The 13,088-nt window shown below is 61.8% G+C and carries 13 protein-coding genes; 8 read left to right on the top strand and 5 right to left on the bottom strand.

Going from position 1 to position 13,088, the window contains the following annotated elements:
* Positions 1-2: 2 nt before the first annotated feature.
* Positions 3-1,391, bottom strand: coding sequence for a class II fumarate hydratase (gene fumC, locus M2360_RS12865; protein WP_280775543.1), 1,389 nt, complete (start codon positions 1,389-1,391; stop codon positions 3-5).
* A gap of 185 nt (positions 1,392-1,576) precedes the next feature.
* Between fumC and M2360_RS12860 the strand changes: the two genes are divergently transcribed.
* Entirely contained in the window at positions 1,577-1,924 is a 348-nt protein-coding gene (locus tag M2360_RS12860; RefSeq protein ID WP_280775542.1) for a metalloregulator ArsR/SmtB family transcription factor, read from the top strand.
* Positions 1,925-2,218: 294 nt separating this feature from the next.
* Positions 2,219-4,129, top strand: a complete 1,911-nt coding sequence (locus M2360_RS12855; protein ID WP_280775541.1) for a L,D-transpeptidase family protein — start codon at positions 2,219-2,221, stop codon at positions 4,127-4,129.
* A gap of 78 nt (positions 4,130-4,207) precedes the next feature.
* Here the strand turns inward: M2360_RS12855 and M2360_RS12850 are convergent, their stop codons facing one another.
* Entirely contained in the window at positions 4,208-4,633 is a 426-nt protein-coding gene (locus M2360_RS12850) for a type II toxin-antitoxin system VapC family toxin (protein WP_280775540.1), read from the bottom strand.
* A gap of 321 nt (positions 4,634-4,954) precedes the next feature.
* Positions 4,955-5,629, bottom strand: coding sequence for an HAD family hydrolase (locus tag M2360_RS12845; protein WP_280775539.1), 675 nt, complete (start codon positions 5,627-5,629; stop codon positions 4,955-4,957).
* Positions 5,630-5,825: 196 nt separating this feature from the next.
* On the opposite strand from M2360_RS12845, the gene rpiA reads away from it, so the two are divergent.
* The 3 genes from rpiA (at position 5,826) to gor (ending at position 8,573) form a co-directional block, all read left to right on the top strand.
* A complete protein-coding gene (gene rpiA / locus M2360_RS12840; protein ID WP_280775538.1) occupies positions 5,826-6,518 on the top strand; it encodes a ribose-5-phosphate isomerase RpiA in 693 nt (230 codons plus the stop codon).
* A 23-nt stretch (positions 6,519-6,541) separates the two neighbouring features.
* The gene (locus tag M2360_RS12835; RefSeq protein ID WP_280775537.1) at positions 6,542-7,075 is read left to right on the top strand and encodes a DUF2059 domain-containing protein; all 534 of its coding nucleotides are present in this window, start codon (positions 6,542-6,544) and stop codon (positions 7,073-7,075) included.
* A 109-nt stretch (positions 7,076-7,184) separates the two neighbouring features.
* Complete coding sequence (gene gor / locus M2360_RS12830) at positions 7,185-8,573, top strand: glutathione-disulfide reductase (protein WP_280775536.1); 1,389 nt, start codon at positions 7,185-7,187, stop codon at positions 8,571-8,573.
* Here gor and M2360_RS12825 read toward each other — a convergent pair.
* Entirely contained in the window at positions 8,543-8,767 is a 225-nt protein-coding gene (locus M2360_RS12825; protein WP_280775535.1) for a hypothetical protein, read from the bottom strand. The genes gor and M2360_RS12825 overlap by 31 nt on opposite strands.
* 144 nt (positions 8,768-8,911) lie before the next feature.
* On the opposite strand from M2360_RS12825, the gene M2360_RS12820 reads away from it, so the two are divergent.
* From M2360_RS12820 to M2360_RS12810, 3 genes are all read left to right on the top strand, one after another.
* The gene (locus tag M2360_RS12820) at positions 8,912-9,808 is read left to right on the top strand and encodes a LysR family transcriptional regulator (protein ID WP_280775534.1); all 897 of its coding nucleotides are present in this window, start codon (positions 8,912-8,914) and stop codon (positions 9,806-9,808) included.
* A gap of 117 nt (positions 9,809-9,925) precedes the next feature.
* Complete coding sequence (locus tag M2360_RS12815; protein ID WP_280775533.1) at positions 9,926-10,099, top strand: hypothetical protein; 174 nt, start codon at positions 9,926-9,928, stop codon at positions 10,097-10,099.
* A 161-nt stretch (positions 10,100-10,260) separates the two neighbouring features.
* On the top strand, positions 10,261-11,634 hold the full coding sequence (locus M2360_RS12810; protein WP_280775532.1) for a 3-deoxy-7-phosphoheptulonate synthase class II: 1,374 nt from the start codon (positions 10,261-10,263) through the stop codon (positions 11,632-11,634).
* 78 nt (positions 11,635-11,712) lie between these two features.
* On the opposite strand, the gene M2360_RS12805 is transcribed toward M2360_RS12810, so the two are convergent.
* A complete protein-coding gene (locus M2360_RS12805) occupies positions 11,713-12,981 on the bottom strand; it encodes a hypothetical protein (protein ID WP_280775531.1) in 1,269 nt (422 codons plus the stop codon).
* Positions 12,982-13,088: the final 107 nt, after the last annotated feature.

Below are 13,088 nucleotides of genomic sequence, written 5' to 3'. Positions count from 1 at the left end.
ACTCAGCCCGGCCCCACCATTTTCTCCGGCCGAACCACCTCGTCATATTGCGCTTCCGTCACCAGGCCGGTGGCCAGGGCCTCCTCTTTCAAGGTCGTGCCGTTCTTGTGCGCGGTCTTGGCGATCTTGGCGGCGGCGTCGTAGCCGATGACGGGGGCGAGCGCGGTCACCAGCATCAGCGAGCGTTCGACGCCCTGGCGGATATTGTCCTCGCGCGCGGTGATGCCGACCACGCAATTGTCGGTGAAGGAGAGGGCCGCGTCGCCGAGCAGCTGCACCGATTGCAGGAAGTTATAGGCCATGACGGGATTGTAGACATTCAGCTCGAAATGGCCCTGGCTGCCGGCAAAGGTGATCGCGGCGTTGTTGCCGAAGATGTGGGCGCAAACCTGGGTCAGCGCCTCGCACTGGGTCGGATTGACCTTACCCGGCATGATCGAGGAGCCCGGTTCGTTTTCCGGCAGCGCCAGTTCGCCGAGGCCGGCGCGCGGGCCTGAACCCAAAAAGCGGATGTCGTTGGCGATCTTGAACAAAGCGGCGGCGGCGGCGTTGATCGCGCCATGCGAAAACACCATGGCGTCATGGGCGGCAAGGGCCTCGAATTTGTTGGGCGCGGTGACGAAGGGCATGCCGGTGATGCCGGCGATTTCTTCCGCCACCAGTTCCGCAAATCCGACGGGCGCGTTCAGACCCGTGCCGACAGCGGTGCCGCCCTGGGCGAGTTGCAACAGCCCGCCCATCGTGTCGCCGATCCGCTTGATGGCGGAATGAACCTGGGCCGCATAGCCGCCAAATTCCTGGCCGAGCGTCAGCGGCGTCGCATCCTGGGTATGGGTGCGGCCGATCTTGATGATGTGGTCGAATTCCTTGGACTTGGCCTCCAACGCCTTGTGCAGATGGGTGAGGGCGGGGATCAGGTGATGGGCGATCTCGACCGCGCAGGCGATATGCATCGCCGTGGGATAGGTGTCGTTGGACGACTGGCTCATATTGACGTGGTCATTGGGATGAACCGGCTTCTTGGAGCCCTTGACGCCGCCGAGCATTTCAATCGCGCGGTTGGAGATGACTTCGTTGGCGTTCATGTTGGACTGGGTGCCGGAACCTGTCTGCCAGACCACCAGCGGGAAATGATCGTTGAGCTTGCCGTCGATGACTTCCTGTGCGGCGGTCACGATGGCGTCAGCGAGGGCGGAATCGAGCTGGCCGAGCTTTGTATTGGCGCGGGCCGCCGCTTGTTTGACCACGCCGAGCGCCTTAACGATGGAGACCGGCTGTTTTTCCCAGCCGATGCGGAAATTTCCGAGCGAGCGTTGCGCCTGCGCGCCCCAGAGACGGTCGTCCTCCACCTCGATGGGGCCGAAAGTGTCGGTTTCGATGCGTGTCGGCATGGATTAATTCCTTCGGATTAGAGTCAAGTAATGTCTGTCTAGTCCCCCGGTCGATAGAAGGGAAGAGGCCAATCTAACGCAAGCAGGCGACGCTCTGTTCGCTCGCCGCAAGAATTTACGTGCAAGCGCGGCCATGGCTCCCTATATGCCCTGAAGCAAGGGCGGCGACCAAGAGCCGAGCGGCGATGGACGAGATCGAGACTGATAAGCAACCGGTTTTGAGCAAGCTGACGGCATTGTCACATGCCGGCCGTCTCGATATTTTTCGCCTGCTTGTCACGGCCGGCGGCGAGGGACTCAACGCCGGCGAAATCGCGGTGGCGCTCGAACTCAGGCCCAACACTTTGTCGCAACATCTGACGATGCTGTCTGCGGCCCATCTTATCCGCCCTCAGCGGGAAGGGCGCAACATCCGCTACTTTGCTGAAATACCCGCCATGGGCGAATTGCTGGGCTTCCTCATGCAGGATTGCTGTGGCCGCAGCCCAGATATCTGTCAGAAGGCGCTGGAAACGCTGAAGATCCACAAGTAAAGGCGTGTTTTCTGCGCCATTTTCGCCACAGCATCCCAAAACAAACTCTGCGGCGTTTGGCGCCGCTTTGGCGTAGATCATTCGGCAACCCGGTTTGCGCCTTAACAATAAATTAAGGTTATCAGTGTGTTGTGGATGCTCGAAATCGGGCTTGCCCAAAACGCGTCACAAAATTGTGACCTCATGAATGAAGTCAATCCGTCATCCGTTTTCTTTTCAGGGGATTGGCGATCCGCTAGTCTGAAGGCAACTTGATTTGGGTGACGGCGTTTCGTCGTCGGGAATGATAGCAAAATGAAGATGAAGACTACGACAGCGATCGTCGCCCTTGCCGTGGCTGGCGCGATCGGGATGAGCACTGCGCCCGCCGGCGCCGCAACTCTGCTCGACTTCCTCAAGGGCAACAAGGCGGCGCAGCGTTCGCAGCAGCCTTTCGCTGGCTCCCTCGACGACGACACCAGCGCATTTCCCGATCCCGCCGCGCCGGCCAAGCCGTTGCCGAAGGTCACCGGGCCGAAATACAATGTCTACAAAGCCGATGCTTTGCGTTGGATCGCCGCCTCCAAATTTGCGGTCGCCGGCCAGACCGCCTCAGCCGCTCCGGTGGAGGCCACCGGTTCTATCCAGACCGTGTCGGCGCCCGCCGCCTTTGACGCCAGCGCTGAGCCGCGCGCCTTCATGGCCGACGTCAAGGTCAAGGCGCCCGCCGAAGTGGCGACCGCCATCGAGACCTATTACGCAACGCATGAGGGACTCCTCTGGGTCGACGCCAATGGCGTGAGCGCCAAGGCGCGCGACGCGATCGCCGCTCTGGCCGACGCCGGCGCCGATGGCCTCGATCCCGCCGACTACGCCGTGACCGATCCCGATGGGGCTGTCACGGATGTCGATCCCGCCGTACGGCAGAAGCAGTTGATGCAGTTCGAGATCGAACTGTCGGCCGCCGTCCTGACCTATGTGCAGGACGCCCAACGCGGGCGCATCGATCCCAACCGCATCTCGGGCTATTATGATTTCAAGCGCAAGACGATCAATCTCGGCGCGGCGTTGACCAATGTCGCGTTGTCGGGCGACATCAAGGCCTATCTCGTCAGCCGCAATCCACAAAACGCGCAGTATCAGGCCCTTAAGGCCGAACTCGCACGGCTGAAAGCCGTCGACGGCGAGCAGGAAGCGCGGGTGGAAGTCGCGCCGGGGACCTTGATCAAGCCGGGCGACTTCAATCCCGAACTGGCCAATGTGGTGGCGGCGATCCGCCAGCGCGGTTCCGACAAGCTCAAGCTCGATCATTCCCTGACGCTCGCCTCCTATCAGGGCGGGGCGGATTACGCGCCCGAGATCGTCGATCTGGTAAAGGCCTATCAGACCGAAAACGGTCTGAAGGGTGACGGTGTGGTCGGGCGCGGCACGGTCCGTGTGCTCAGCGGCGGCGACAGCCAGGGCGCCAAGATCAACAAGCTCGTCGTGGCGATGGAGCAGATGCGCTGGCTGCCGAAGGATCTCGGCTCCCGTTTCGTGTTCATCAACCAGCCGGCGTTCAAGGCCTATTATTACAATGGCGGCCGCGAGCAGTTCGACATGAAGGTCGTGGTCGGCTCCAAGGCCAACCAGACCTATTTCTTCCAGGACGAGATCGAGATCGTCGAATTCAACCCTTATTGGGGTGTGCCGCGCTCGATCATCGTCAACGAAATGCTGCCGAAGCTGCGCGAAGACCCGAGCTATCTCGACCGACTGGGCTACGAGACCTCGGTTGGCGGACAGCAGATGTCGTCCACCGATATCGACTGGAACACGACCGACTCGGTGGATGTGCGCCAGCCGCCCGGCAGCGCCAATGCGCTGGGGCAGCTGAAGATCATGTTCCCCAATTCGCACGCCATCTACATGCATGACACGCCGCAGAAGAAATTTTTCGCGCGAGACATGCGTGCGCTGAGCCATGGCTGCGTCCGATTGGTCGATCCCAAGAAAATGGCCGCGGCGGTGCTCGATATGTCGGTGGCTGATGTCGACAAGCAGATCGCCACCGGCAAGAACCACCAGGTGAAGGCGCCGGAGAGATTCCCTGTCTACGTCTCCTATTTCACCGCCTTCCCGAACAAGGATGGCGTGGTGGAGTATTTCGACGATGTCTATGATCGCGACATGTATCTTGGCCGGGCGCTCGACGCGACGCGGAAGGCCCGTCACGGCCAGGGCTGAGGCATTTGACTGATCTGATTGACATAAGGCGGCTTACGGGCCGCCTTGTGTGTTTTTAGGAATATGGCGAGCCGCCTCTTAGGGGGAAAACTGCCAGGGATTGATCGCGTTGATACCCGCCGCTTGGTAAGGAGACAAATCGCGGGTTGCGACCGAAAACCCGCGTGACATAGCTGTCGCTGCGATCAAGCCATCTGCAAAGGAGATGGCTCGTCCACTTCTCTTCGCTGAGGACATCAGCAATGCGTAGGTGGCGGACGCGAGGAGATCGAAAGGCAAGATCCTTTCCGCAAAGAGAGGCAGGACTTCCTCCTCCAGTCGCCGTTCCAAAACCTGTCTGCGCTTTCCTTGCGGCATGATGCTCACGCCATATCTGAGTTCAGCCACCGTGATGGCGGACAGAAACAGGTGGTCAAGCGCTTGATGATCGAGCCACGCGATCACTTCTGCCGCCGGCGTCGGTCTCCACGCTTCGGAAATCACATTGGTGTCGATCAGGATCATTCGAACGGTGCGCGAGGCAGCATATTGCTTCTGACGTCGAAAGGCGCGTCTTCCCCGTTCCCGGCTTCGCGCCCTATGTCGGCGAGCAGGGAACCAAGTCCTGACGGTCGGGAGGCGCTGGTTTCACGCCTCAGGATGGTGAGGGCTTCCTCGACCGTGCTTCGGCCGTTCAGAGCCGCCCTACGGCTCAGGACTTGTTCTATGTCTTCGGGCAGATCTCGGATGGTCAGGGAGGCCATGTGCGCCCTCTCGGATGTTACTTTTCCGAATATGAGGGCAAATCCGCGAATTTACAACCGCCTCTTCAGTTCGCCGAATGTCTCAGCCGCGCACCAACCTCTCCACCAACTCCACCGTCAACTCGTCGAAATGGCCGATCACCACGCTCGGACCGAGATTTTCGACCGGGGTGTCGGAATAGCCGAAGGGCACGGCGATCGAGGGTATCTTGGCGTTCTCAGCCACTTTCATGTCGTTGAGGCTGTCGCCGATCATCACTGTGCGGGCCGGGTTGCCGCCGGCGCGGTCGATCGTGCCGAGGAGATGGGCGGCGTCGGGCTTGCGGACGGTGAAGGTGTCGCCGCCGGTGATCGCGGCGAAACGGTCGGCGAGGCCGAGGCCTTCGAGCAGGGGACGGGCAAGCCCTTCCATCTTGTTGGTGCAGACGGCGAGCGCCACATCGGCGGCGGCTAGGCGGTCGAGTGCTTCCACAAGGCCTGGATAGGGCTTGCTCTTGCCCGGCATGCCGCCGCGATAATGCTCGATGAAGCGCTCCAGCATCGGCGGGAAATGCTCTTCCGCCAGCGGCTGGCCGCGCAGCGCGAAAGCGCGTTCGATCATGGCGCGGGCGCCGTGGCCGACCAGATGGGTGAGGTCGTCGAAGCCGACAGGCGCAAGGTCGCGCGCCGCGATGGTGAAATTCAGGCTGTCGATCAGGTCGGGGGCGGTGTCGATCAGGGTTCCGTCGAGATCGAATACGGCAAGCAGGCGCGGCACGGGCAGACTCCCTCACAAAGAATGAAGCTTTGATAAACATCGCGGCGCCCCATGTAAATCTCGCTTCCGTCGCCGTGGTCTTGATATCTGTCACGCTGGGGCCCCGGATGGAGAATGCAAAACTCGTCTTTGCTTCTTCCGCTCGCTCACAAGCTCGTGTAAAAGCCCGTCCACGATCAATCGGAGATCCTGGCGGATGGACGCCCGGCACATGAAAATCATCGCCGCCCAGGAGGCGCTCAAGCATGTCGAACATGGCATGCGCCTTGGAATCGGCACTGGCTCCACCGCGGAAGAGTTTGTTCGGCTGCTCGCCGAAAAGGTTGCCGAAGGGCTTGAGGTTCGCGGCGTGCCGACCTCGGAGCGCACCGCGCGGCTCTGCCTCGAACTCGGCGTTCCGCTCAATTCGCTCGATGAGCTTCCCGAACTCGATCTCACCATCGACGGCGCCGACGAGGTCGACAACCAGCTGCGCCTCATCAAGGGCGGCGGCGGCGCGCTGCTGCGCGAGAAGATCGTCGCGGCGGCGTCCGCGCGGATGATCGTCATCGCCGACGAAAGCAAGGTCGTCGACACGCTCGGCAAATATCCGCTGCCCATCGAAGTCAATCCGTTCGGCCTTGCCGCCACCCGCATCGCGGTGGAAAAATGCGCCTCGCGTCTCGGCTTGACCGGCGACATCGCGCTGCGCAAGCGCGGCGAAGACGCCTATGAGACCGACGGCGGCCATTACATTCTCGATGCTTCTTTTGGCCGTATTTCTGATGCAGAGGCGCTTGCGGCGAGTCTGTATTCGATCCCCGGCGTGGTCGAGCACGGGCTGTTCATCAATCTGGCCTCCCTGGCCATCATCGCGGGTCCGCAATCTGCGCGGACCATCGCGGTCTAATCTGACGAGGAGATAGTGTGTCCATGATGAAGATTGACAGGATCGGGCGCGCGGCGCTTGTTGCGACCATGATGATTGGATTTGGCGCTTGCGTTGCAGTTGCCGAAGATGACATTTCGGATGCGCATCTGAAGGCTGCCCGTTCGGCGATGAAGGCGATCAAGATCACCGAGCCGTTCGACGCGATTCTTCCGAATATCGCCCAGCGCCTCAAGGGCACTCTCATCCAGAGCTCGCCCAATTACGAGCCGCTGATCAACGACACGGTTGACACCACGGCGCTTGAACTTGCGCCGCGTCGCGCCGATCTCGAAAAGGAAGCTGCGGCGATCTACGCCAAGACCTTTTCCGAGGAAGAGCTGAACCAGATCGCCGCCTTCTATTCCAGCCCGGCAGGCCAGAAGCTCCTGAAGGATGGTCCGCTGGTCATCCGCCAGCTCTCCAAGGCCGCCGACATCTGGGCGACCGGCATGAGCCGCGATCTGTCGACCACCACCGACGCGGCGCTTGAAAAAGCGATCGCTGCGGAAAAGAAGGCCGAGCAGCCCAAGCCGTAAGGCGATCGGATGCGACGATCCCAGCCCGCCTCCTCGGCGGGCTTTTCTTTTGTGCGTCGAGCCGCCATATGAGCAATCGGGAGGCCGGCAGTTTCAAGTGGGGAATGCAATGTCCAGTTATGACTATGATCTTTTCGTCATCGGCGGCGGTTCTGGCGGCGTGCGCGCAGCGCGTGTGGCGGCCTCGCTCGGCAAGAAAGTGGCGATCGCCGAGGAATTCCGCTTCGGCGGCACCTGCGTTATCAGGGGCTGCGTTCCCAAGAAGCTGTTCGTCTATGCCTCGCAGTTTCACGAGCATTTCGAAGATGCTGCCGGTTTCGGCTGGCAAGTCGGCGAATCGCGCTTCGACTGGAAGACGCTGGTGGCCGCCAAGGACCAGGAGATCACCCGCCTCGAAGGTCTCTACCGCAAGGGCCTGACCAATGCCGGCGCCGAGCAGATCGACAGCCGCGCCGAATTGGTCGACGCTCATACCGTGCTGATCAAGGCCACCGGCAAGACGGTGACCGCCGAACGGATCATCGTCGCCGTCGGCGGCGCTCCCACCACGCATGTCGCACTGCCGGGCTTTGAACATTGCATCAGCTCCAACGAGGCCTTCCATCTCGACGACCTGCCCGAGGCGATCCTGATCGAGGGCGGCGGCTATATCGCGGTGGAATTCGCCAATATTTTCCATGGCCTCGGCGTCAAGACGACGCTGATCTATCGCGGCAAGGAAATCCTGTCGCGCTTTGACCAGGACATGCGGCGCGGACTGCATGCGGCCATGCAGGCCAAGGGAATCGATATTCTCTGCGAAGACGTGATCCTCAGCGTCGAGAAGAAGGCCGAGGGTCAGTTGGTTGCGACGACCAAGCAGGGCAAGGCCCTCGAGGTCGGGCAGGTGATGCTAGCGATCGGTCGGTCGCCCAACACCAAGGGGCTGGGCCTCGAACAGGCGGGCGTCACTGTGAACGACCGCGGCGCCATCAACGTCGATCAGTATTCCCGCACCAATGTGCCCAGCGTTTTCGCGCTTGGCGACGTGACGGACCGGGTGCAGCTGACGCCGGTGGCCATCCACGAGGCGATGTGCTTCATCGAGACGGAATACAAGAACAATCCGACCTCGCCGGATCACGACCTCATCGCCACCGCGGTGTTCTCGCAGCCGGAAATCGGCACCGTCGGCATGAGCGAAGAACAGGCGGCCAAGGCTTATGAAGTGCTCGAAGTCTATCGGGCCGAATTCCGGCCGATGAAGGCGACTCTGTCGGGCCGGGCCGAGCGGATGATCATGAAGCTGATCGTCAACGCCGCCGATCGCAAGGTGGTGGGGGCACATATCCTCGGCCATGATGCCGGCGAGATGGCGCAGCTTCTGGGCATCACGCTGAAAGCCGGCTGCACCAAGGACGACTTTGATCGCACCATGGCGGTGCATCCCACCGCCGCCGAGGAACTGGTGACCATGTATTCCCCGAGCTACCGGGTGAAGAACGGCGAACGGGTCTGAACTCTGACGTCGAGCCGGCGCGGCTTTCGCGCCGGCTCTGTTGCCTGGGTCGAGCCGATGCGGACGAGCCGGGCCAGCAAGGGCATGAGCCAGTCGAGCCCGCGCCATTCCTCGCGTTCCAATGGATCCTGAAAGGCGTCGTTTCCGCGCAGCTTGAAGGCGCTGCGTCGGGCAAATGGATCTGAATAGGGCATGGCGTTTCTCCTGCCGTTTCACTCTCTCCCGAAGGTAGGGCAGGGATTGCTTCAGACGTAGACGCAAGGATGAAAAGCCCATTTCAACGGCGAAATGTTCAACCCCGCGCTCCGCATGCTATGTTGCCTCCAAAGGAGACCGGCATGCTTGGCGCGGACTGGAACGACCTCGACCTGTTTTTTCATGTGGCGACCCAGGGCGGGCTGACTGCGGCGGCGATCGCCACCGGCGTCAGCGCGCCGACAATCGGCCGGCGCATGCTCGGGCTCGAACGGCAACTCGGCCGGACGCTGTTCGTTCGCAGTCCGCAGGGCTATCGGCTGGCGCATGACGGAACCGTGCTTCTCGACCATGTCCGGGTGATGCGGCGCGCCGCCGACAGCATTATCGACTGGCAGCGCGACGCCTTCGCCCTGCCGATCGTCTCTATCGCCGGCGACGCCTGGATCGCCGGCTTTCTCGCCGATCACGCCCAGGCAATCCGCGGCGGCGACGATGCTTTCCGCATCTGCTGCAAATCGGCCCATACCGGTCTTGATCTCACCTTTCGCGAGGCGGATGTGGCGATCCTCGCGGCCAGACCCGAGCATGGCAATTTCGCGGTCCGGCCGAGCGTGACCATGCGCTACGGCGTCTATGGCGCGGTGGCGATGACGGTGGAGGCCGCCGAGCGCTGGATTTCGCTCGGCACGGAAAGCGCTGCGTCATCAGCCGATCGCTGGGTGTTTGAGCATCATGAAAACAGGATCATGACCTGGACCAGCAGCCCGGATCTCCTGCTGCGGCTGATCCGCAAGGGCCAAGGGCTCGGCGTTCTGCCGCTGTTCGTCGGTGACGCCGATCCGGGACTGGCGCGCCGGGGCGAGCCTATCATGGAGCTCGACCATCCCTTGCTCATCGTCGCCAATGACGATGATCGCAAGCGGCCGGAGGTTCGGATCGCGCTTGATCGGATCGCTGGTTTGCTCAAGGCGTATCGAGGCGCGTTCTGTGGCGAGAGCGCGGCGGAGGCGCGCCAAGCGGCGGGGACGGGCTTATAAAGATTTTCTGCGAAACGCCGCAAAATCTGCTAAATTAACAGGTGTTAATGCTTCGCGGCCGACGGGAGGAGACGCCGGTCGCGGTAACCCTGGCATGATGACAGCGGAGGATTGACAATGGCAGGCGCAAGCAAGATCCGGCCCGGGCCGGTCTACCCTGATTCCACCGGCATGGGCGAAGATCGAATGCTGGACGCGCAACGCAGCGGGTCCGGTTTTTTGAGTTTTTTCCTTTTTCCGCTGATCGCGGTGATCGCGATCGTAGCGGCTTTGTATCAATCTGTGCCCTGATGCGGCGAGACGCTGAACGCATCGTTCATCGAACGGCGCCGAATGCGTGGGTTCGCGGGCATTGAAGGCTTTGCAAACGCTTCCTTAATATGTATAAGCCCGCCGATCAGCGGGCTAGCGTTTCACGCCCGTGGACTATCCACATCGAACAGGTGAGTATTATGGCACAGAATTGGAACCCGTCTAGCTGGAGGTCTAAGCCCATTCAGCAGGTTCCGGAGTATCCGGACTTGTCTCAACTTGAGGCTACCGAAGCTCGTCTGGCCAAGTTTCCGCCACTGGTTTTTGCAGGCGAGGCGCGGCGTTTGAAGGCCTCGCTCGCCAAGGTCGCCAATGGGGAGAGCTTCCTGCTCCAGGGCGGCGACTGCGCTGAAAGCTTTGCGGAACATGGCGCGGACACGATCCGCGACTTCTTCCGCGCGTTCCTGCAGATGGCCGTCGTCCTGACCTTCGGCGCCCAGAAGCCGGTGGTGAAGGTTGGCCGTATCGCCGGCCAGTTCGCCAAGCCGCGCTCTTCGGGCATCGAGAAGAAGGGCGACGTGGAGCTTCCGAGCTACCGCGGCGACATTATCAACGGCATCGAATTCACTGAGGAAGCCCGCATTCCGAACCCGGAACGCCAGATCATGGCCTACCGTCAGTCGGCTGCGACGCTGAACCTTTTGCGCGCTTTTGCGATGGGCGGCTACGCCAATCTCGACAATGTGCACAAGTGGATGCTCGGCTTCGTCAAGGACAGCCCGCAGGCGGAACGCTACCGCAAGCTGGCTGACCGGATTTCCGAGACCATGGATTTCATGGCCGCCATCGGCATCAACCCGGACAACAATCCGGCGCTGCGCGAAACCGATTTCTTCACCAGCCATGAAGCCCTGCTTCTCGGCTATGAAGAATCGCTGACGCGGGTCGATTCGACTTCGGGCGACTGGTATGCAACGTCTGGCCACATGATCTGGATCGGCGACCGCACCCGCCAGCCCGATCACGCCCATGTCGAATATTGCCGCGGCATCAAGAATCCGATCGGTCTGAAATGCGGGCCCTCGCTGACGGCGGATGGCCTGCTTGAGTTGATCGACATTCTCAACCCGGCCAATGAAGCCGGTCGTCTGACGCTGATCTGCCGTTTTGGTCATGACAAGGTCGCCGAGCACCTGCCGCGCCTCATCCGCGCCGTCGAGCGCGAAGGCCGCAAGGTCGTGTGGTCCTGCGATCCGATGCATGGCAACACGATTACGCTCAACAACTACAAGACCCGGCCGTTCGACCGGATCCTGACCGAAGTGGAAAACTTCTTCGCGATCCATCATTCGGAAGGCACGCATCCCGGCGGCATCCATATCGAGATGACCGGCAACGACGTGACGGAATGCACCGGCGGCGCTCGCGCGCTGACCGGCGAAGATCTGCAGGATCGCTACCACACCCATTGCGATCCGCGCCTCAACGCCGACCAGGCTCTCGAACTGGCCTTCCTGCTGGCTGAAAAGCTCAAGAGCGGCCGCGACGAGATGAAACTGGCCGTCAACGGCTAAGGCGACGATCACACGACATGAAAAAGGCGGCTCCGTTCGGGGCCGCCTTTTTTGTTGCCTGATCGCTGGACGGATCGTTCAGATGCCCCAGCCGAAATAGAGCAGGCCGCCATGCGCGGCCATCGACAGCGCATAGCCGAGGGTGATCAGCAGGGTTTCTCGCACCGTCATGCTCGTCGCCGAAGGCGCGAAGGACCGGCGCATCAGGCCGGGCAGTCCGAGAATGGCGAGCAGCACCGCCATCCGCGAATAGCCGAGCCAGACGAGCAGCAGCAGGCCGCCGAGCGCCAAGGCCATCATCACCTGGGTGAAGCCGTCCTTGAGGAAGCTGCGCACATAGCCTTCCGCCACCTGACCGCCATCGAGCGGATAGATCGGCAGAAGGTTGAGGGCGTTCAGCAGGCAGCTGAAATAGGCGATCCCTTCCACCCAGGGAATAAGCGGCGAATAGTCCGTGGCGGTGTAGACATAGACAAAGCACAGGATCGAAAGCGGCACGCAGATCGCCGGGCCGGCGAGCGCGGTGAAGGCGCGCTCGAATTCCGACCGATGCGGCGAGGCCGACACGGCCAGGCCGCCGAGAAACGGCAGGAGCATGATGCGATTGCCCTGCTTTCCCATGATCTGGAACGAGAGATAGTGGCCGTATTCGTGAAGCAGGATCACCAGCGTCAATTGCACCGCTGACGCAAAATCGAGCTGCACGACCATCAGCGCGAAAGCGAGCAGCGAAAGCCCGATCTCCATGGCGTAGTCGCGTGGATCGAACGAGCCGAACAGCGGCTTGCGGGTCGCGCGCGCCTGTTGGCCGGCCCGGCCGGTGGGCGGGGCGACGCGCGAGGGCGCTTGGGAGTAATCCCGGTCGCCGCGGACAAAGCCGCGCAACTGGCTCCAGGCGCCGAAGATCGACAGGACAACGCCGCCGACCTTGGCATGCAGTTTTTGCTCGACGGTGATGCGGCTGCCGGAGCCGGCAGGCTCGACGGTCCAGATCTCCACCGCTTCCCGACCGGGCGCCGCGTCGACGCCGTCGACCGAGACGACCTCGACGCCGAGGCTGCCCTGCGGCAGGCCTTCAAGCGGGCGGATTCGAAGCTGGAAGACGCCCTTGGGCCGCGACAGAAACACCGTGCGACTGCCGTCGACATTGTCGACGACGGCGTCGACGGGCCCGAAGGAGCCGCCGGTATTGTCTATGGCCGCCTCTAGCCTCGCCAGCGCCCTGGCGGCTGGTTCCGACGAAAATTTCGAAAAGCGGATCAGTCTCAGGCCGCGACCGGTTTCCGACAGCAATCGGTAGATGGCCAACAACAGAAGAAGAAAGACGATCTGGAAAATGAACTGCATGCGGAGGGGAGACTTTCACGAGACGGGGCGCCAGCGCCCTTTGCGACACAATCAGGAATGATCTGAAGCAACGGCGACGACAAGCGATAGCCGCCGCCGAAGCCGGC

Source organism: Rhizobium sp. SG_E_25_P2 (assembly GCF_029892285.1).
Classification (GTDB): domain Bacteria; phylum Pseudomonadota; class Alphaproteobacteria; order Rhizobiales; family Rhizobiaceae; genus Rhizobium_E.
The sequence above is the reverse complement of the archived record's forward strand: the minus strand, read 5'-3'. Positions and strand labels throughout refer to the sequence as shown.